Source organism: Rhodanobacter sp. MP7CTX1, assembly GCF_014205795.1.
GTDB lineage: Bacteria > Pseudomonadota > Gammaproteobacteria > Xanthomonadales > Rhodanobacteraceae > Rhodanobacter.
The window spans coordinates 38,880-59,797 of sequence record NZ_JACHCN010000022.1 but is presented as its reverse complement, the minus strand read 5'-3'; the positions used below and the strand labels follow the sequence as shown (position 1 = coordinate 59,797).

16 protein-coding genes and 1 rRNA gene are annotated in these 20,918 nt (G+C 62.7%); 14 read left to right on the top strand and 3 right to left on the bottom strand.

The features are described from left to right. The first annotated feature begins 190 nt into the window (after positions 1-190). A 5S ribosomal RNA gene (gene rrf, locus HDE77_RS19155) occupies positions 191-304 on the top strand. Between the two features lie 898 nt (positions 305-1,202). After that, positions 1,203-2,702, top strand: a complete 1,500-nt coding sequence (glpK, locus tag HDE77_RS19150; RefSeq protein WP_184419519.1) for a glycerol kinase GlpK — start codon at positions 1,203-1,205, stop codon at positions 2,700-2,702. A 75-nt stretch (positions 2,703-2,777) separates the two neighbouring features. On the opposite strand, the gene HDE77_RS19145 is transcribed toward glpK, so the two are convergent. Further along, positions 2,778-3,713, bottom strand: coding sequence for a carbohydrate kinase family protein (locus HDE77_RS19145; protein WP_184419518.1), 936 nt, complete (start codon positions 3,711-3,713; stop codon positions 2,778-2,780). Between the two features lie 305 nt (positions 3,714-4,018). On the opposite strand from HDE77_RS19145, the gene HDE77_RS19140 reads away from it, so the two are divergent. From HDE77_RS19140 to HDE77_RS19085, 12 genes are all read left to right on the top strand, one after another. Next, positions 4,019-5,065, top strand: coding sequence for a rod shape-determining protein (locus HDE77_RS19140; RefSeq protein WP_184419517.1), 1,047 nt, complete (start codon positions 4,019-4,021; stop codon positions 5,063-5,065). Between the two features lie 9 nt (positions 5,066-5,074). Further along, positions 5,075-6,070 carry a rod shape-determining protein MreC gene (gene mreC / locus HDE77_RS19135; RefSeq protein ID WP_184419516.1) on the top strand — a complete coding sequence of 332 codons (996 nt, stop codon included), beginning with the start codon at positions 5,075-5,077 and terminating at the stop codon, positions 6,068-6,070. Continuing rightward, positions 6,067-6,552, top strand: coding sequence for a rod shape-determining protein MreD (gene mreD / locus HDE77_RS19130; protein WP_184419515.1), 486 nt, complete (start codon positions 6,067-6,069; stop codon positions 6,550-6,552). Before mreC ends, mreD begins: the two co-directional genes overlap by 4 nt. A 10-nt stretch (positions 6,553-6,562) precedes the next feature. Next, a complete protein-coding gene (mrdA, locus tag HDE77_RS19125) occupies positions 6,563-8,542 on the top strand; it encodes a penicillin-binding protein 2 (RefSeq protein ID WP_184419514.1) in 1,980 nt (659 codons plus the stop codon). Continuing rightward, complete coding sequence (gene rodA, locus HDE77_RS19120) at positions 8,539-9,654, top strand: rod shape-determining protein RodA (protein ID WP_184419513.1); 1,116 nt, start codon at positions 8,539-8,541, stop codon at positions 9,652-9,654. Before mrdA ends, rodA begins: the two co-directional genes overlap by 4 nt. A gap of 109 nt (positions 9,655-9,763) precedes the next feature. After that, a complete protein-coding gene (gene mltB / locus HDE77_RS19115) occupies positions 9,764-10,774 on the top strand; it encodes a lytic murein transglycosylase B (RefSeq protein ID WP_184419512.1) in 1,011 nt (336 codons plus the stop codon). After that, positions 10,771-11,697 (top strand): septal ring lytic transglycosylase RlpA family protein, encoded by a 927-nt coding sequence (locus tag HDE77_RS19110; RefSeq protein ID WP_184419511.1) that lies wholly within the window; start codon positions 10,771-10,773, stop codon positions 11,695-11,697. Before mltB ends, HDE77_RS19110 begins: the two co-directional genes overlap by 4 nt. A 61-nt stretch (positions 11,698-11,758) precedes the next feature. Next, entirely contained in the window at positions 11,759-13,018 is a 1,260-nt protein-coding gene (locus HDE77_RS19105; RefSeq protein ID WP_184419510.1) for a D-alanyl-D-alanine carboxypeptidase family protein, read from the top strand. A gap of 127 nt (positions 13,019-13,145) precedes the next feature. Further along, positions 13,146-13,436, top strand: coding sequence for a DUF493 family protein (locus HDE77_RS19100; RefSeq protein ID WP_184419509.1), 291 nt, complete (start codon positions 13,146-13,148; stop codon positions 13,434-13,436). Positions 13,437-13,534: 98 nt separating this feature from the next. Beyond that, entirely contained in the window at positions 13,535-14,203 is a 669-nt protein-coding gene (lipB, locus tag HDE77_RS19095) for a lipoyl(octanoyl) transferase LipB (protein ID WP_184419508.1), read from the top strand. A gap of 11 nt (positions 14,204-14,214) precedes the next feature. Beyond that, entirely contained in the window at positions 14,215-15,225 is a 1,011-nt protein-coding gene (gene lipA / locus HDE77_RS19090) for a lipoyl synthase (RefSeq protein ID WP_184419507.1), read from the top strand. An 8-nt stretch (positions 15,226-15,233) separates the two neighbouring features. After that, complete coding sequence (locus HDE77_RS19085) at positions 15,234-17,492, top strand: carboxy terminal-processing peptidase (protein ID WP_184419506.1); 2,259 nt, start codon at positions 15,234-15,236, stop codon at positions 17,490-17,492. Positions 17,493-17,561: 69 nt separating this feature from the next. Here HDE77_RS19085 and HDE77_RS19080 read toward each other — a convergent pair whose 3' ends face one another. Both HDE77_RS19080 and HDE77_RS19075 read right to left on the bottom strand, forming a co-directional pair. Further along, positions 17,562-18,881 carry an aspartyl/asparaginyl beta-hydroxylase domain-containing protein gene (locus tag HDE77_RS19080; RefSeq protein WP_184419505.1) on the bottom strand — a complete coding sequence of 440 codons (1,320 nt, stop codon included), beginning with the start codon at positions 18,879-18,881 and terminating at the stop codon, positions 17,562-17,564. A 133-nt stretch (positions 18,882-19,014) separates the two neighbouring features. Continuing rightward, positions 19,015-20,898, bottom strand: coding sequence for a sulfotransferase (locus tag HDE77_RS19075; RefSeq protein WP_184419504.1), 1,884 nt, complete (start codon positions 20,896-20,898; stop codon positions 19,015-19,017). Positions 20,899-20,918: the final 20 nt, after the last annotated feature.

The window sequence follows — 20,918 nt, the reverse complement described above, 5'->3', positions numbered from 1 at the left end:
TATAACCCCAAGACGCTTCGCTAATGTTCCTTAGCACCGTCTGATTCGAATTCACCTCGACGCTTGTCACTCGTTTACAACCTTATCCAACGTGAGAGTCATCTCACGGAAGAATCGGATCACTGTTTTTGTGATTCGACGCTTCAGAAGAATGTGGAGCTGGCGCTCAATGCGCTGCTCCCACCCCTTCCCTGGCGGCCATAGCGGCGTGGTACCACCTGATCCCATCCCGAACTCAGAAGTGAAACGCGCATGCGCCGATGGTAGTGTGGCTTTGCCATGCAAGAGTAGGTCACCGCCAGGGGCCTTATATTGAACAACCCTCACCGGAAACGGTGGGGGTTTTTCTTTGGTTGTTGCTGCCGCGATCGCAGATCGCGAGCTGCAACAGGTCACCGCCAGGGGCCTTATATTGAACAACCCTCACCGGAAACGGTGGGGGTTTTTCTTTGGCTGTTGTTGCTGTGGCGATCGCAAGATCGCGACCCACCCGAGGTGGCCCAGCCGCAACAGGTCACCGCCAGGGGCTTTATCCAAGAAGGCCTCCCCAATCGGGGAGGCCTTCGTCTTTGTGCGATGTCGTTGCTGCTGCGATCGCCGATCGCGAGCTGGAACCGGTCACCGCCAGGGGCCTATGTTGAACAACCCTCACCGGAAACGGTGGGGGTTTTCTTTGTGCGGTTGTTGCCTCAATGGCGAACTCAAGCGCCGAACCTTCATGAGCTGTAGGAGCGCACCCTGTGCGCGATGCTCGACCGGATGGGGAGAAAGGCCATCGCGCACAGGGTGCGCTCCTACATTGTCGACACCCCTCGGGCGGCTCCTGCTCTACCTGTGGGAGCGACTTCAGTCGCGATGCTCTTGATCTCCGTCACCAAGATCTCCGTCACCAAGAGCGACCCCTCCCCAACCCTCCCCTGCAACGCAGGGGAGGGAGCAAGGCCGATGAGCGCAGCTGCTTTGCTCCTCCCGCTGCTCGCAGGGGGAGGTTGGGAGGGGGGGGCTTTTGATCTTCCGCGAAGAGCGACACCTTCCCAACACTCCCCTGCAAGCAGGGGAGGGAGCAAACCCCGCACTGCCGAACCGAAGCCACCAGCGTTCCTTGTCCGCCCTCAGGGGGCGGAGCAAAGCATGTGCCTTTTGGGTAACCTTCGTCTTCGGTCGGCCAAGACACGACACAACGCGAAGCGAGCGGTGATCATTTGGAAAAGCTCTACATCCTGGCGATTGATCAGGGCACGACGAGTTCGCGCGCGATGTTGTTCGATCGTGCGGGTCGCGTTGTCGGATCGGCGCAGCGCGAGTTTCGTCAGATCTTTCCGCAGCCGGGTTGGGTGGAGCACGATCCGCACGAGATTCTTGCCAGTGTGCTGAAGACCATGGCCGAGGTGCTTGCCTCGACGCAAATCGATGCCGGCGAACTTGCGGGCATCGGCATCACCAACCAGCGCGAAACCACAGTGGTCTGGGATCGCCACACGGGCCAGCCGGTCCACAACGCGATCGTGTGGCAATCACGCCAAAGTCTCGCTATCTGCGAGAAGCTGGAAGCTGACGGTTATGCATCGCTGGTTCGTGAAAAGACCGGGCTGCTGATCGATGCGTATTTTTCCGGCAGCAAGATCCGCTGGATCCTGGATCACGTCGACGGCACGCGCGTCCGTGCGGAACGGGGCGACCTGTTGTTCGGCACGATCGATAGCTGGCTGATCTGGAACCTCACCGGTGGCGAACTGCATGTCACCGATGTGAGCAACGCGGCGCGCACGTTGTTGTTCGACATCCACGCTCGTTGTTGGGATGACGAGCTGCTGCGAATGCTGGATATTCCGCGCTGCATGCTTCCGCAGGTCCGCTCGTGCAGCGAAATCTATGGTCACACCGCGGCTTCGCATGATTTCCCATCCGGTGTACCGATCAGCGGTGTGGCCGGTGACCAGCAGGCGGCACTGTTCGGCCAGGCCTGCTTCGAGCCCGGTATGGCCAAGAATACCTATGGCACCGGCTGTTTCATGCTGATGAATACGGGGACCCAGGCCGTGCCATCGCGGCACGGACTGTTGACCACGATTGCATGGGAACTGGATGGCACGGTCGAGTACGCGCTCGAGGGCAGCATCTTTGTTGCTGGCTCCGTGGTGCAGTGGTTGCGCGATGGCCTGCGCATGCTGGATCAGGCGAGCGATTCGCAGGCCTGCGCAGAAAGTGTGTCGTCCAGCGAAGGCGTGTATCTGGTGCCGGCGTTCGTCGGGTTGGGAGCACCGTACTGGCGCAGCGATGTGCGTGGCGCGATGTTCGGCCTGTCGCGCGGCACCCGCAAGGAGCATGTCGTGCGAGCAGCACTCGAGTCGATGGCCTACCAGGCGCGCGATGTGCTGGCGGCGATGGAAGCCGATGCCGGGATTCCGCTGAAGGAATTGCGCGCCGATGGTGGCGCGATCGCGAATGATTTCATGGCGCAGTTCCAGAGCGACATGCTCGGTGTGCCGGTGATGCGTCCGCGAGTGGCCGAGACCACGGCGCTGGGTGCGGCTTACCTGGCGGGTCTGGCGGTCGGCTTCTGGGAAAGTCGCGCGCAAATCGCCCAGCTCTGGCAGATGGACCGCTGCTTCCGTCCGAAAATGGACGAAGCCACGCGCGAAGGCCTCTATCGCGGGTGGTGCGATGCCGTGCACGCGACCATCGGTTTCCGCGTCCCCTGAGTATGCACCCGCTAAAACAAGCGAGGCTCCCTGCACAGCACGGGAGCCTCGCTATTCACTCTTGCGAAACCAACATCAATCCAGCGCGTAACCGAATTGATCGAGGAAGGCCGCGGCGAACTCGGCGTAGTTGAAGTGCTGGTTCTGGGTGCCTGGATGTTCCACCTTCAGTGCGCCCATCAACGAGGCCATACGGCCAACCGTTGGCCAGTCCTTGCCACCCATGATGCCGAAGATCAGGCCTGCACGGTAAGCGTCGCCGCAACCGGTGGGGTCGACGACCTGGCGTTCGCGTGCCGGCGGGATCTGATGAATCTCGCTACCGACATGAATGATCGAGCCGCGCGGGCCATGGGTCACGATGTAAGCCGTCACCCGTTCGGCGATCTCGGCAGCGCTCCATCCGGTGCGTGTCTGCAGCAGTTGCGATTCGTAGTCGTTGACGATCACATACGTCGACTTCTCGATCATCGAGCGGAATTCTTCGCCGCTGAACAACGGCATCGCCTGGCCCGGATCGAAAATGAAGGGCACGCCGCGTGCAGCGAATTCATCCACATGCTGCAGCATCGCTTCGCGGCCGTCGGGAGCGACGATGCCAAAATCGATTTGCGGGATGTCGCGCACATGATTCTCTTGCGCGCTGGACATCGCACCGGGATGGAAAGCGGTGATCTGGTTGTTGTCCAGATCGGTGGTGATGAAGCACTGCGGCGTGAACTGGTCATCGAACTCGCGCACGCGCTCGAGCCGGATGCCGCACTGCTCCAGATGCTTGCGATAGGGCGCAAAGTCCTGGCCCACCGCCGCTACCGGCAGCGGGTCGCCGCCCAGCAGCTTGAGGTTGTAGGCGATATTGCCGGCGCAGCCGCCAAATTCGCGACGCATCCGCGGCACCAAGAAGGACACATTCAGGATATGCACCTGATCGGGCAGGATGTGATTCTTGAACTGGTCCTGGAACACCATGATGGTGTCGTAGGCCAGCGATCCGCAGATAACGGCAGACATGATGTGCGGGTGCCCCTGGATAAAGTAGAGGGTCGCGACAGAGCGCAACCGGACCTGAAAAGGGTGGTTTGGGTCAAGGCCGGACCGGGGTCGAGCCCATGGCCGCGGCCAAAGAGTGGAATCGTACCGCCATCCGACCGGGATGGCGACTTTTTGATCGGCCTGCAGCTCACTCCGAGACACAGAAAACGCGCTTATGGTCGTGTTGTAAAAGGATTTCTTAACGAGATTGCCCTTGCGCATGCGTGCTGCGCTGACTAGACTGGCGAGCTTACTTTTTAGCCAAGCCGACCCACGGCGGACCCATGTTCAAGAAGTTTCGCGGGATCTTTTCCAACGACATCTCCATCGACCTCGGCACGGCCAACACGCTGATCTATGTGCGTGGACAAGGCATCGTCCTGAATGAACCTTCGGTGGTGGCGATTCGTCAGGATCGTGGTCCCGGAGGTCCGCGCACGATCGCAGCGGTAGGTACCGAGGCCAAGCGCATGCTCGGCCGTACCCCGGGCAACATCGCCACGGTGCGACCGATGAAGGACGGCGTGATCGCCGACTTCACCATGACCGAGGCGATGCTGCAGCACTTCATCAAGCAGGTACACAAGACCCGGCTGTTGCGGCCAAGCCCGCGCGTGCTGGTGTGTGTGCCGTGCGGCTCGACCCAGGTCGAGCGCCGTGCGATCAAGGAATCGGCCGAAGGTGCCGGCGCGCGTGACGTATTCCTGATCGAAGAGCCGATGGCTGCCGCGATTGGTGCCGGCATTCCAGTGCATGAGGCGCGTGGCGCCATGGTGCTGGACATCGGCGGCGGCACCTCGGAAGTCGCGGTGATTTCGCTCAACGGCATCGTTTACTCGCAGTCGGTACGCGTGGGTGGCGATCGCTTCGACGAGGCGATCATCAACTATGTGCGGCGCAATCACGGCACGCTGATCGGTGAGTCCACGGCTGAGCGCATCAAGCTGCAGATTGGTTGTGCGTTTCCGCAAAGCGAAGTCAGGGAGATCGAAATCTCCGGCCGTAACCTCGCCGAGGGCGTGCCGCGCATGTTCACGATCAACTCCAACGAAATTCTTGAAGCGTTGCACGAGCCGCTCGCCGGTATCGTGGCGGCGGTCAAGTCGGCGTTGGAGCAGACCCCGCCGGAGCTGTGCTCGGACGTTGCCGAACGCGGCATCGTGCTGACCGGTGGCGGCGCGTTGCTGCGCGATCTGGACCGGCTGATCTCCGAAGAGACCGGCTTGCACGTGCAGGTGGCGGATGATCCGTTGACCTGTGTGGCACGCGGTGGCGGCAAAGCGCTGGAGCTGATCGATCAGCACGGCAGCGACTTCTTCGCGCCCGAATAACGCGCGGCCATGGCGCGAGCGCGCGATGAGTCCTCGCCCCTGTTCGCCGGCAATGCTGCCGGCACGCTGCGGCTGATCTTCTATCTTGCGTTGGCCATGGTGCTGATGGTTCTCGACCATCGCAGTGGCTGGCTGTGGCGTTTGCGTTATGGGGCGGCCGTCGTGGTGGAGCCGGTGTATCGGCTTGCCGGATTGCCTGCCGTGGGGGTGCGCACGTTGAGCGTGGCATTCGCCGATCGCGAGCGACTGACCGAGCAGAACCAGCGTCTGCGTGAGGATCTGTTGCTGGCCAACGCCAAGTTGAACCGGATGGCCGCGGTCGCCGAACAGAACCAGCGCCTGAAGGAATTGCTCGATACCCAACACAGCCTTGAGCTGAACGTGCAGCTGGCGCGAGTAATTGGCGTGGATATGGGCGCGTACCGTTATCAGGTGACGCTCAACATGGGTGCCCGTGACGGCGTCAAGCCGGGCCAGCCGGTGATCGACGCGCATGGCGTGATGGGGCAGGTGAAAGAGGTCTTGCCGACCACCTCGGTGGTGATGCTGGTGACCGATCCGGCGCACGCTATCCCGGTGGAGATCGAGCGCTCGGGCTTGCGCACCGTCGCTTATGGCTCGCGTGATGGCAACCAGCTGACCTTACCGAACATTCCGTTGGCCGCCGACGTGCGCGTCGGCGATCACCTGCTGACGTCCGGCCTGGGTGGACGCTTCCCGCCCGGATTCCCGGTCGGCGAGATCCGCTCGGTGGCGCCCGCGTCCACCGGTATGTTCATGGTGGCGCAGGCACAGCCGGCGGCAGATATCGACCGCAGCGAAGACGTACTGTTGCTGCACGATCAGGCCGAGCCGGATGGTCCGCCGACGCCGGTGAAATCAATGGGCCCACCCAGTGACCTGGCACCTGTCATGGGCGATGCGCAGGCCGCGCCAGCTCATCCATCCAGCGCGCCTTCCATCAAGCCGTCGACACCACCCGCTACGCCAGGGGTGCAGCCATGAATCGACAGCGCCTGAGCCTGTGGTGGTTCATCGGCACGCTGGTGTTTGCGTTGTTGTCGATGCTGGTGCCGCTGCCCGGCGTGCTGGAGCCTTTCAAGCCGTATTGGCCGGCGTTGATCCTGCTGTACTGGTCGCTGGAGTCGGAGGATCGGGTCACGCTGGGTTTGGCGTTTGCGATCGGGCTTGGCGCGGATCTGCTGAACGGCGTCGTGCTCGGTGAGCAGGCGTTGCGCCTGTGCGCGCTGGTTTTCATTGCGCTGCGTTTTCGTTCGCGCTTGCGGTTTTTCCCGATGTGGCAGCAGACGCTTGCGGTCCTGGCACTGTTGTTGAACGATCGTCTGCTGCTGCTGATCGTGCGTGTGCTGGCTGGCGCGTCCTTGCCCCCGGCGAGCTGGTGGATCTCGCCGTTTATCGGTGCCCTGCTGTGGCCGTTCCTGTTCTTGCTGCTCGACGACCTGCGCGCGCGTTTACGCATTCAGTGATGCCACGCTGATGAAACTCCGGCGATCGATCAAGGACAACCGTGGCGAAAGTGCGCAGTTCCGGCGGCGTGCGGTGGTGGGCTTCGTCTTGCTGCTGCTGGGACTGTGCCTGCTGGTCAGTCGCTACATGTTGCTGCAGGTGACTCGACACGATGAGTTCGTTACCCGCTCGACCAACAACAGCGTCAAACCACGCGCGATTCCGCCAGCGCGTGGGCTGATCTACGACCGCAACGGCGTGCTGCTCGCTGACAACGTGCCGGCCTTCCGGCTCGAAGTGGTGCCGGACAAGGTGCAGGACATGTCGGCGCTGCTCGCACAACTCGGCGAAGTGGTACCGCTGGGCCAGGATGATCTGGATACGTTCCAGAAGCAGCTCCAGCAAAGCCGTCGCTTCGACAGCGTGCCATTGAAACTGCACCTGACCGAAGATGAGATCGATCGCTTCGCGGTGAATCGTTGGCGTTTCCCGGGCGTGGACGTGGTGCCGTATCTGACCCGACGCTATCCGCTGAGTGGATTGTTCGCGCATGTGGTGGGCTACGTCAGTCGCATCGATGCGAATGATCTGGAGCGGCTCGACCCGGATCGCTACAAGGGCACCAGTCATATCGGTCGCAGTGGTGTCGAGCGATCTTATGAAGATGTGCTGCATGGCACGCCGGGTTACGAGCTGGTCGAGGTGAATGCCGACGGGCAGACCCAGCGCGTGCTCGAGACACATCCGCCGATACCTGGCAGGAATCTGTACCTGAGTATCGATTCGCGTATGCAAAAGGCGGCCGATGCGGCATTTGATGGCCGCCCTGGTGCTGCGGTAGCGATCGATCCGCGCAATGGTCAGGTGCTGGCGATGGTCAGCGTGCCGACGTTTGATCCCAACCTGTTCGTCAACGGCATCAGCAAGGCCGACTACAGCGCATTGACCAATGATCCGGGCAAGCCACTGATCAACCGCGCGATGAAAGGCGTGTATCCGCCCGGCTCCACGGTGAAGCCGTTCCTCGCGCTTGGCGGCCTTGAGGATGGTGTGCGCCGACCCGAAGACACGGTGCTTTCCACGGGCGAATTCTGCCTGCCTGGGCAGTCGCGTTGCTACCGCGACGATGAGCGTGGCGGCAACGGCACGGTCAACATGGTGCGCGCGATCGAGCTGTCGACCAACACCTACTTCTACCGACTCGCGCTCGATCTCGGCATCGACCGGCTCAGCGCGTGGATGAGTCGTTTCAGTTTTGGCAGCAAGACCGGCATCGATCTGCTGGGCGAATCCGAGGGCATCCTGCCCTCGCGCGAGTGGAAGGCCAAACACAGCAAGGCTGGCTGGTATCCCGGCGAAACCGTGATCGCGGGCATCGGACAAGGCTACTGGGAGGTGACGCCATTGCAGCTGGCGCACGCTGTCGCCACGTTCGCCGGTCATGGGGTGCCCTACCTGCCACGCGTGGGCATGGCCACCAAGGCGGTTACCGACGAGCAGGCACAGATGCTGCCCAATCCGCCCAGCGGTCCCTCGCTGATCACCAAGGCTTCCCACTGGGACGTGATCGACGAAGGCATGCGCGCGGTGATTACTGGCGGTACCGGCAAGACAGTGGGACTGAATAACGGCTTTCCCTATCTGATTGCCGGCAAGAGCGGCACCGCCGAGCGCTTCTCGCGTACGTCCGAGGCCTACAACACCAACAAGAACACCGCCTATCTGGCGACGCGCCATCGTGCGTGGTTCGAGGCTTATACGCCGTCGGACAATCCGCAGATATCCGCTGTCGCGTTGCTCGAAGCCGGTGCGTGGGGCGCGCAGGATGCAGGCCCGATCGTGCGCAAGATCTTCGATGCGTGGCTGGCAGCCAAGGGATCAGCGGCACCCACGGACACGCCGCTGGCGATACCGGCAACGGCAGCGATACCGGGCAATGAAGACATTCCGGTGGAAGATGCGTCGACGATGCCGCCGCCAGCAAGCAGCATCGACGGAGGCACGCCATGATTGAAACCATGCACGTCCGTGTGCGCCGCTTCATGCGCCGTATCCTCACGCGACCACGGATCGACCTGCCGCTGGCGTTCGGCCTGTTCATCCTGGCGGGCGTCGGCCTGGTGACGCTCTACAGCGCAGGCGACAGCAGCCTCGCACTGGTCGGTGGCCAGGCCGGCCGCTTCGTGCTGGGTGCCATCTTGCTGCTGCTGATTTCGCGGATCCCACCGTCGACGTTGCGCAACTGGACGCCCTGGCTTTACGCCGGCAGTACGGCCTTGCTGGTGGTGGTGGCGCTGCTCGGTGAAGGGCGCGGTGCCAATCGCTGGCTGAATCTTGGCGTGATGCGTTTTCAGCCGTCCGAATTGCTGAAGTTGACGATGCCGATGATGGTTGCCTGGTATCTGCATCCGCGCAAATTGCCGCCGAGCTGGAAGGACATCGCGGTGGTCGGCCTGTTGATCGCGATCCCCGCCGCACTGATTGCCAAGCAACCGGATCTCGGCACGGCCTTGCTGGTGACGGCGGCCGGTGCGTTTGCGCTGTTCCTGTCCGGCATGGCCTGGTGGCGTATCGGCGTGGTGATCGGTGCGGTCGGCGGGATGATTCCGGTGGCATGGCACTTCCTGCACCAATATCAGCGCGATCGCGTGCTGACCATGCTCAATCCGGAATCCGATCCGCTCGGCAATGGCTGGCACATCATCCAGTCGCAGATTGCGGTGGGTTCCGGCGGCGTGTTCGGCAAGGGTTGGCAGCAGAGCACGCAGTCGCGGCTGGATTTTCTGCCCGAGCACACCACCGACTTCATCTTCGCCGTATTCTCCGAAGAGTTCGGTCTGATCGGCGTGATCGGGATCATGTTGCTGTACGCGTTCATCATCGGCCGCTGCCTGTGGATCGCGATGGAAGCTCGCGATACCTATTCGCGCCTGCTCGCCGGTGCGATCGGCATGAGCTTCTTCGTGTATGTTTTCGTCAATGGCGGCATGGTGGCCGGGATGCTGCCAGTGGTTGGCGTGCCGATGCCGATGATCAGCTACGGCGGCACCTCGGCGGTGTCGTTGCTGGTGGGTTTCGGCGTACTGATGTCGATTCATGCCAATCGCAAGATGCATGAGTGAACAGACATGCATGCAATCAGCATGACGATGGCGCACAGCGAATGAGGCTTCGCGCGATGCACATGTTAGGCTTTCGACGACGCCGTTATTTCGCAAGCGAAGCCCCTACATGACAGCTATCCACGCACCGCGTCCCGCTCGTTTCATCGCCGCGTTGATCCTGTTGCTGATTTGCGTGCTGACGCCGGCACTCGCCGAGACGCATCCGGGCCAGGCCGAGTTGGTGCGCGAGGTGGCGCAGGACACCGGCAAGAGTCCGCAGGCACTCAACGCGCTGCTGGATGGCGCCAAGATGCAGCAGAGCATTCTCGATGCCATGGGCCGCCCGGCCGAGGCGAAGCCGTGGAGCGAGTACCGAGCGATTTTCCTTACCGACCAGCGCATCGATGACGGCGTTGCGTTCTACCTCGCGCATCGCGAGTTGCTGGAGCGAACCGGCGACAAGTACGGCGTTGCGCCTGAATATATCGTGGCCATCATCGGCGTGGAAACGTCCTACGGCCGGGTCACGGGCAAATACAAAGTGCTCGACGCGCTGGTTACGCTGGGCCTGTACTACCCGCCGCGCGCGAAGTTTTTCCGCGAGGAGTTGAAGACGCTGCTGGAGCTGCCTGATAGCCAACTCGCCGGCCCGCTGAACACGCTCACCGGCTCCTATGCCGGTGCGCAAGGCTGGGGCCAATTCATGCCTGACAGCATCCGCGACTATGGAGTGGACGCAGACGGTGACGGCCGCATCGACCTGTTGAACTCGCTACCGGACATCGTTGCCAGCGTTGCCAATTATTTCGCGAAACACGGCTGGGAACGCGGCGGACTGGTCGCCGCGCGGGCCCAGCCGGATGCAGGGGCAAAGCCGATCGTAGTGAAGGACTCGACGCCGCAGTGGCCGCTGGAGCAGATCGAGGCATGGGGTTACGGCCCGCTGCAGACGTTGAACCCAGGGCAGCCAACCAGCCTGCAAACCCTGCAGGGAGCGAGCGGGCCGGAGTACTGGTTCACCTTCCAGAATTTCTATGCGATCACCCGTTACAACCGCAGCCCGCTGTATGCGATGGCGGTCAACCAGCTGGCGCAGGCGATCATTTCCGGCGTGCATCAAGCGGATGGTTCACGATGAACGTACGCAGCATCGTCCCGGCGATGTTGCTGGCAGCGCTGCTGCTGACGGGGTGCAGCAGCAACAAGCCGCGGCCTGTACGTGGGGCGTCGCACAGCTACGGGCAGGCATCGCCTGCGTCGAGCGGTGCTGCCGGCTCCGCAGGCACCCCATTCAACGACGACATCAGCAAATCCCAGGACAGCCGCTATCGCGACGGCAGCGACAGCGTGCCGGGCGGCCCGCCGCCGGATATCAGCAAGCTGGTCGAGCCGGTACCCAAATCGGAGCCGCGTTCCTTGTACGGCAACAAGACGCCGTATTCCGTGCTCGGGCAAACCTATCGCGTCCTGCCCAGCGCACGCGGCTATGACGAGCGCGGCATAGCCTCGTTCTACGGAAACAAGTTCCACGGCTACAAGACGTCCAGCCTCGAAAACTACGACATGTACGCATTCACTGCGGCCAGCAAGACGCTGCCGCTGCCCAGCTATGCGCAGGTCACCAACCTGCAGAACGGCCGGACGGTGATCGTGCGAATCAACGACCGCGGCCCGTTCCACGAAGATCGGGTGATCGATCTTTCCTTCGTGGCGGCGGTGAAGCTCGGCATCTGGCCCAAGGGCACCGGGCTGGTCGAGGTACGCGGGATCGATCCGGGTCAGCCGCTGCAGGAACTGCCGCCACCGCCCGTGGTCACAAGCGGGAACCCGGGAATCTATCTGCAAGTAGGCGCGTTTTCCGATGCGGACAACGCCGAGCGCGTGGCGCAGCGCCTGCGCCAGGCCAATTTCGCACCGGTGCGGGTGATCGAGGCGCAGGTCAATGGCCGCAACGTCCGTCGCGTGCGGGTTGGGCCGCTGGCTGACGTGGACAGCGCCGATCAGGTCACCGCCCGAATCGAGGACATGGGTCTGCCCCGACCGCAGGTCGCGGTAGACTGAGCGGTATTTATCATGTTGGCGCCCCCTTCGCCGGCATTCAAAAACTGGACTGAACACAACGATGAATCTTTTCCGCCGCATCCTGCTTCCCTTTGCCGCTACCACCTTGCTGCTTGGCGTCGCTGTCGCCCAGACCACACCGCCAGCGCCGCCGCATCCCGTCGCCGCCGCCGTTCCACGCCCGGTCGTGCCCGAAGCGCCGGTGCCGCCGCCGCCGGATGTCGATGGCAAGAGCTGGGTGTTGATGGATTACGCCACCGGTCAGATCCTCGCGAGCAAGGAGCCCGACCTGCGCGTGGAGCCGGCCTCGATCACCAAGATCATGACCGACTACGTGGTGTCGGCCGAGGTCGCCAACGGCAAGATCCACATGACCGATCCGGTCACCATCAGCGAACGCGCCTGGCGCGGCGGTGGTGCCGGCACCGATGGCTCCACCAGCTTCCTCAAGCTCGACAGCCAGGTGCCGCTGAAGGATCTGCTGTACGGCCTGATCATCCAGTCCGGCAACGATGCCGCGATCGCGCTGGCAGAACACACCTCCGGTACCGAGGACGCGTTCGCCGGCCTGATGAACGCGTACGCCAAGCAGCTCGGCATGGTCAACTCGAACTTCGAGAATGCCTCCGGCTACCCGATCGCCAACCACTACACGACGGCGCACGACGTGGCGATCATGTCGCGCGCGCTGATTCATGATTTCCCGGAGGACTATGCGATCTCCGCGATCAAGCAGTTCGAGTGGAACGGCATCAAGCAGGGCAACCGCAACACCTTGCTGTGGCGCGACCCGAGCGTGGACGGCATCAAGACCGGTCACACCGCGGCTGCCGGTTTCTGTCTGGCCGCCTCGGCCAAGCAGGGCGATTCGCGCATGATTGCGATTGTGATGGGCGCGAGCAACGAGAAGGCGCGTGCCGATTCGGCGATGGCGCTGCTCAGCTACGGCTTCCGCTTCTACGAGACGCACAAGCTGTATGACGCCAGCAAGCCGCTGGCCACGCCGCGGCTGTGGAAGGGTGCGGTGGACCAGTTGTCGCTTGGCGTCGCGCATGACGTGCTGGTCACGGTGAAGCGCGGCCAGTACGACCAGCTGAAGGCCATCATGGATATCCCGGCGACGCTGATCGCGCCGTTCAGCAAGGGTCAGCAGGTCGGCACGCTGCGCATCACGCTGGCTGGCCAGCCGGTGCAGACGGTACCCCTGGTCTCGCTGAACGATGCGCCGCAGGGGGGCTTTTTCTCGCGCCTGTGGGATAGCATCATGCTGTGGTTCCACAGCAGCAAGGGCAACACCGAACAGGCCCCAGGCCAGAAGTAATCGGGCCCGAGGTAATCGGGCCCGACGTAACGAGTGTCGAGTCATCGACCTGACGTAACGGGCCCGGAGTAACGGGCCCGCAGCAATGGGCCGGCAACAATGGCCCGGCAACAATGGACATGAAGTAATGCAACCGATCGACTTCAGCAAAGCGAAGCAGGACGGCCAGGGTTTCCAGTTTCCCGGCGAGTTCGAGATCACCGCGGTCGGCAACGCCAGCGCGAATCTGCCGACCCACGTGCCGCAGTTGCTGGAACGTGCCGGCCTGCATGTGTTGCACGAAAGCGTGCGGCACCGGCATTCCGGCAACGGCAATTTCGTCTCGGTCACGGTGAGTTTTCGCTGCGAAAACCGCGAGCAGTACGAGGCAGCGCACAGTGCGCTGCGTGAAAGCCCGGATATCCGCTACACCCTGTGAATCCTCATCTGTGCCGAAGGGCACCTTGCGCGATCAGCCTGGCGGCACCATAAATCGTGCACCGAGTGCGCTCTCGTCATCATCTCCCAAGGTCCCCCATGTCGTTGCCGTTGAAGATCCGTCGCCTTGGCCGCCAGCCCTACGAGCCGGTATGGCGGGCGATGAGCGCGTTTACAGACAATCGGGTGGCGGACACCGTTGACGAGCTGTGGCTACTGGAGCACGACCCGGTGTTCACCCTGGGCCAGGCCGGCAAGATGGAGCACGTGCTGGTGCCGGGCGATATTCCGGTGGTCCCGGTGGATCGCGGCGGTCAGGTCACCTATCACGGCCCCGGCCAGATCGTCGGCTATCCCTTGATCGACCTGCGCCGCGCCGGGGTCAGCGTGCGCGAGCTGGTCAACAAGATCGAGCAGTCGATCATCGATACGCTGGCGCACTGGGATATTGACGCCGCACGAGTGGATGGGGCTCCTGGCGTCTACGTCGGGGCCGCCAAGGTGGCCGCGCTTGGATTGCGGGTGCGGCGCGGCTGCAGTTTTCACGGTCTGGCGCTCGACGTGAACATGGATCTTGAGCCGTTTCATCGCATCAATCCTTGCGGTTACAAGGGTTTGGCGGTCACGCAGATGGTAGACTTGGGTGGTCCGTCGCGACTGGCGGACGTCGAAGATGTGCTGATCGGCGAATTCTGCCGCCAGTTCGGTTTCGATGCCGAGCCGGCCGCCCCCGTTCTTCCTGAACTACCCGCTCGCGTAGCGGTCTAGGCTTTGCCGATATGAGCGATACCAACGCATCCCCCTCCAAAGTCATTCCGATCAGCGTCGTCGCTGGCCTCCCTGCTGGCGAAAAGCAGATCGGAAACGACAAGATCGCGCTCAATCGGGCGGGATTCGACACGTCTGTACCCACGCTGCGCAAACCCAGCTGGATCCGCGTGCGGCTGCCGCAGGGCAACGCCGTGCAGCAGTTGAAAGCGCGCCTGCGCGAGAACGCACTGGTGACGGTATGCGAAGAAGCTTCGTGTCCGAACATCCACGAGTGCTTCAGCAAGGGTACCGCGACCTTCATGATCCTCGGTGGAGTGTGCACCCGTCGCTGCTCGTTCTGCGACGTGGCACATGGCCGCCCGCAGCCGCCCGACGCACTGGAGCCGGCGCGCCTGGCCGAGACGATCCGCGATATGCGCCTGCGCTACGTGGTGATCACTTCGGTCGATCGCGACGACCTGCGCGATGGCGGCGCCGAGCATTTCGCGTCCTGCATCCGCGCCGTGCGGCATGCCAGCCCGAACATCAGGATCGAGATCCTCACGCCCGATTTTCGTGGCAAGGGCCGCATGGAGCGCGCGCTCGAGGTGCTCAAGGATTTTCCGCCGGATGTGTTCAACCACAATCTGGAAACCGTGCCGCATCTGTACCGCGAAGTGCGTCCGGGCGCCGACTATCAGTGGTCGCTGGATCTGCTCAAGCGCTTCAAGGCGCAGCACCCCGAGGTACCGACCAAGTCCGGCATCATGCTGGGTCTGGGAGAGACCTGGGATCAGGTGATCGAGACGATGGGGGATTTACGCGCCCATGACGTCGAAATGATCACTATTGGCCAGTATCTGCAGCCCACGGCACACCATCATCCGGTGATGCGCTACTGGACTCCCGAAGAATTCGATGCGCTGCGCGTAGCGGGTGAGGCGATGGGTTTCCATCACGTCGCGTCCGGCCCGCTGGTACGTTCGTCCTATCATGCCGATCTGCAGGCCCATGCAGCCGGCGTCACCGAGGCAACTTGAGAATATTCATGAAATCGCGCTCCCTGCTGGCCTTGCTGCTTGCTCTCTCCCTGACTTGCGTCTACGCGCAGTCGGCGGCTGACCTTGGTGCCGGCGACCAGAATCGCAAGGCTTCCGTGTGGCCGCTCACGCCCACCACCACCGAAGCGCAGGCTGCGCAGCTGTCGGCGCGATTCCTGACCCGTTTCCACTACGACGCGCAACCGCTCGACGATGCGATGTCGGCGCGGATCTACAAGGCCTATTTCAAGCTGATCGATGCCGAGAAGGTGTTCTTCACCCAGGCCGACATGGCCAAGTTCGCGCCGCTCAAGACCAAGCTCGACGATGCGATCTGGAATCAGGATCTGTCGGCACCGTTCTCGATCTTCAACCTGTATGTGCAGCGTGCGGTCGAACGCATGACCTATGCACGTGGGCTGCTCAAGAAGGGTTTTGATTTCTCTACCAACGAGAATTACACGTTCGACCGCAAGGACGCCGACTGGCCCAAGGACCAGGCCGAGCTGGACGACCTGTGGCGCAAGCGCACGATGAACGACTGGCTGCGCCTGAAGCTGGCCGGCCAGAGTGACGACGAGATTCGCAAGACGCTGGACAAGCGTTACGCCGGCTATATCGATCGTGTGAAGCAGCTCGATGGCGAGGATGCGTTCTCGACCTTCATGACCGCGTACGCCGAAACCACCGACCCGCATACCGACTATTTGAGCCCACGCGCGGCTGAGAATTTCGACATCGAGATGAAGTTGTCGCTGGAAGGTATCGGTGCCGTACTGCAGGCACGCGACGATTACACGCAGATCCGCGAACTGGTGCCGGCCGGCCCGGCCAATCAGTCCGGCAAAGTGCATGTCGGTGACCGCGTGCTGGGCATTGGCGAGGGCGACAAAGGCCCGATCGTCGACGTGATCGGATGGCGTCTGGACGATGTCGTGAAACGGATTCGCGGCAAGAAGGACACCACCGTGCGCCTGGAAATCCTGCCGGCCGATGCCGGCCTTGATGGCAAGCACGAGATCATCACCCTGGTGCGCAAGAAGGTCAGCATCGAGGAGCAGGCGGCCAAGAAGAAGATCGTCGACATCAAGGACGGTGACGTCACCCGCAAGATCGGTGTGATCGAACTGCCCACGTTCTATTCCGATTTCGGCGCACGCAGCGAAGGCGACAAGGACTACAAGAGCGCGACCCGCGACGTTGCCAAGTTGCTCGGCGAACTCAAGGCTGCCGGCGTGCAGGGCGTAGTCGTGGATCTGCGCAACAACGGCGGCGGCTCGCTGGCCGAGGCCAATTCACTGACCGGTCTGTTCATCGACAAGGGGCCGGTGGTGCAGGTGCGCGATGCCAAGGGCAAGATCGAGGTGGACGGCGACGACGATCCGGGCATGGCCTGGAGCGGTCCGCTGGCGGTGCTGGTCAACCGCGGTACGGCGTCGGCTTCGGAGATCTTTGCCGCCGCGATCCAGGACTACCATCGTGGCCTGATCGTCGGTGAGCCCACCTTTGGCAAGGGCACCGTGCAGAACCTGATCGACCTGGACCACTTCAGCAATGGCGACAGCGAAAAGCCGCAGTTCGGCGAGCTGAAGATGACCATTGCCGAGTTCTTCCGCATCAACGGCGGCTCCACCCAGTTGAAGGGTGTGACCCCGGATATCGGATTCCCGAAAAATGGGGACGCGAAGGACTTCGGCGAATCGACCTACGACAACGCGCTGCAGTGGACGCAGATCGCGCCGGCCGAGTACAAGACGGTGGCCGACATGGGCGCCTACCTGCAGCCGTTGCAGCAGATGCACGACACGCGTGTGGCTAAGTCGCCAGCATGGAATCTGATGCTGGACGAACTGGCGCAGTACAAGATGATGCGTGACAAGACCTCGATCTCGCTCAACCTCGCCGCGCGCGAAACCGAGCGCAAGCAGCTGGACGTGATGCAGGCCTCGTTCCGCACCCGCCACAAGGCGATCGACGGCAGCGATGCATCGCTGAGTGACGACCGCAGCCTCGACGATGGCCTCGACGCAAACGAGCGCAGTCTGAAGACCGAGTTGAAGGCAGAGAGCGATGCGAAGAAGGCGAAGGATGTGCAGCTCAACGAGACCGCGCACATCCTGTACGACGCCGTCGGCATGATCAACGCCGATCCGAAGCTGGCTGCCGAAGTCCTGCCGTATGGCGGAAAATTCAGCAGCAGCTACACCGCGGCAATCGCTCCACCGGCGACACCCCCGGCTGCACCGCCGCCCGCCGTGACGCACTGACAGCAAGCAGGTAAAAAAAGGGCAGCGCGACGGCGCTGCCCTTTTTTATGGTCGACTATCTGATGCGCTTCAATTCGGTGCGACCGGTATTTCGCAGGACTGATTGAAATCGCCGATCGCCTCGACCAGGTCGGTCACAGCCGCACGCTCCACCTCGCTGAGGTCGGGGTGCCAGCTGTCCAGGATCAGCACCACCCGCGTCTGCTCGCTGCGGTTCCACGCCTCATGCTCGTAGGTGTCGTCGAAAGTCACGCAGCGACCTTCTTGCCAGACGTGCTCCACCCCACCCACGCGGATCGCGCAATCGGGCGGTACGATCAGTGGTAGATGGGTCACCAGCCGCGTGTTGGTGACACCGGTATGCGGCAGGATGTGCGTGCCCGGGCTCAGCACGGAGAACAGCGTCTCCGGTGCATGGTCGCGAATGCGTACCAGTGGCAGCGCATCGAGCAGGGCCGTCGTCTGTGGGCAGCGCGCGCAGTGTTCGTCATAGCGCTCGCCATGGCGATAGAAAAAGTAGGCATCCCACGCGGGCTCCTGATCGCTGGACGAACGCAACATGCCTTGGCCGGTCGGTGCCGGGGTGTTGCCAAGAAACGCCTCCAGCGACCCTTCCGCCAACACGGCGCGTAGTTCGTCGCGCACCGTAGCGGTGGCCGCCTCCAGCGTCTCCAGCCAGGGGAAGTGTTTGCGCGGGTAGTACGGCTGACTGGCGATGTCGGGGAAATACAGAAACTTCGGCTTCTGTCGCGGATCGGGAATATTCGCCGGCTGTTCGAAAAAATAGATCGCCAGGCTGCGTTCCACACGCGTGAGCTCAGTGCTGCCGTAGCGCTCACGCAGCGGATCCAGTGCGCGGCGGAACAGATCATGGCGTCCCGCATTGACGTAGTTCACCGCGTACTTCACCAGATGGCGTAGGGCCGGCGCGGTGGTGGCGTCGTCCAGCCAGCGGCCCAATGCCCGCGCACTTTCGATGGCCATGAAATAGGCCTTCAGTGCCTCGTGTGATTGCCCCAGTTGCTCCAGCGCGATACCTAATTGCAGGCGAGCCACGAACATCCGCGGGGCCAGCGAAAGCGCGCATTGAAAGTTGGTCGCGGCTGCAGCGAAATCCCCCATCGCCAATTGTGCCGAGGCAAGTTGTACCCATACGGCCGGCTCGGCCCGCTGTACTTGCACGGCGATGCGCAGTCGTTGAATGGCTGCCGCATGCTCGCCGCGCGCGGACTGGCGATCGGCCACAAACGTCAGCGCCTCGACATCCTGCGGCTGACGATCGAGCAGGCTCAGAAAGGATTTTTCCGCGGCGTCCAGTTCACCTCGTTGCGCGTGCTGCCGCGCGATCGTGCGGTGGATTTCAAGGGAGTGCTCGGGTGGGGTGCTCATCGATGCTCATTCGTCTCGTATGGGACGGTGGCGCAAAAACGGGTGACGCCGCGCGTAGTCATCATACGCGGGACACTGCGCAAGTTCGGCGAGCTGCCAAGGTTGATCGGCGTATTGGGACCGATGGCAAGCGTCACTCGGCATAGCCCAGTCGCTGCATGATGGGGCGCAGCGTCGGCAGCACGGGCTCGAACATGTCGCGGTAGGCATGCCAGCGATTGACCGCCTTGTTGCTGATGCCCTGGGTCACCTGGGCGTAGCTCGGCGTGCTGATGAACCGCTTGCCACGCGCATGTTCGGCAAACAGGGCCATCGGCGAGGCATCCTCGAGTTCGAGGAACTCGCCGAGACTGGCGACGTTCGCGTTGAAGTCGCCGACCACCGATTCGTAGCGCCATTCGAGCAGGTGCGGACTGAACACCTGGACCTGTTTGTGCCACTGCTCAAACGCCTGCACGTAGCCTTCCGCCAACCGCTGCAGTGACGAGCACATCACCATGTAGGCGGGCGAGCGGAACGGCTGCAAGTAGCAACTGAGGAGCACGTCGCAGGGATGTCGCAGGCACAGGATGATCGGCGCCTCGGGAAACAGCCGCATGATCATCGGCAGGCACAGCATGTTGAGCGGATTCTTGTCGACCAGTCGCTTGACGCCAAGGTCGGGAAGAACTTTGCCGACCATTCGCGCATAGACGGCACGCAGTTGGTCGGCATCCGTCCGGGTCAGGTTTGCCAGATCCGCCGGGTAATGCTGGCCGACCAACTCCATGCGCTCGGTCAATTCGTGGATGAAGGCGCGCTCGTCCATCGAGCGGAAATCGGGGTGCGCATCCAGCATCTGTTCGAGCAGGGTGGTGCCCGAACGCGGGAAGCCGACGACAAAGACCGGGTTCTGCCTGCCTTGCGGCGCGGGCAGGGACGTCCAGCGGGCGTACTCGAGGTGGCTGACGATGCGCTCCGCCATCTGCAGTGGCTTGCTGTCGGCGGCCAGCAGTTCCGGGACGATCTCGCGTGCGGTGCCCAGTTGCGCGGTGTGGGCACCCTCGGCTGCTTGCCAGGCCTCGACGTATCGCGCTTGCCGGTCGCAGGCCTGGGCCAATCCGAAGCTTGCGCTGGCGGTGCTTTCCTCATCGGAAGCGATGGCGAGCACATGGCGATACAGTTCGGCAGCGTCCGCATGGCGGCCATCGCGCAACGCCACGGCGGCGTGTGCGCTCCAGCAGGCGCTGCGCGTGCGCACGTCTTCGGCTGGCAACATGTCGAGCAGGTCCAGCGGCAACTGCAGCAACGTCTCGCGGGCCAGTGTCAGCTGGTTGCTTCTTTCGTACAGCCCAACGCGGTGCGATGCGAGCCGCAGTCGTGAGGCCTCCGCTTCGGACGCTTCGGGCAACGTGGCCATCGCCAGTGCGCGCAAGGCCGCATCGGTATCGCCCTGCACTGAAAGCATGTCTGCCAGGATCATCGCCTGGTCAGCTGGCTGCGCTGGCCATTCAGCGGCGCCGGTCAACATGACTTCCTGCCCGCTGTTGTCGCCGCAGATGTAGCAGGCGTAAGCAGCCTGCAGCCGCGCTTCGATGAAATCGGGGTTGAGCTGGACGGCGTCCATGAGCGTCTCGCGGGCCTGGGGCCAGCGTCGCTCACTGATCAAGAGCAGTCCAAGGTTGTAGAGGATCTCGGCATCGTCAGGTGCCAGCGAGCTGGCGGTCTGGAAGGCCAGCTCGGAAGCTGCCGCATCGCCGAGTTGTTGCTGCGCGAGTGCCAGATTGTTCCAGTACGCCGAGACTGCCGGATGGTCCGCGGTCAGCCGCAGAAAGGTCGCTACAGATGCGCTGTAAAGATGGCTGGCCTGTTGCGCCGTGCCGAGTAGCAGCTGGATGAATTCGTTGCTCTGACCTGATTCGCCGGCTTGCGTGGCGAGGGCGATGACTCGTTCCATCTCTCCAGCGTTGTAGGCTGCTGAAATGGCCGTCGTGAGGCGCTGAGCGTTCACGTCAGACGGGCTTTGTCGATCGGTCATCCTGTCGTTGCACCTGGAGC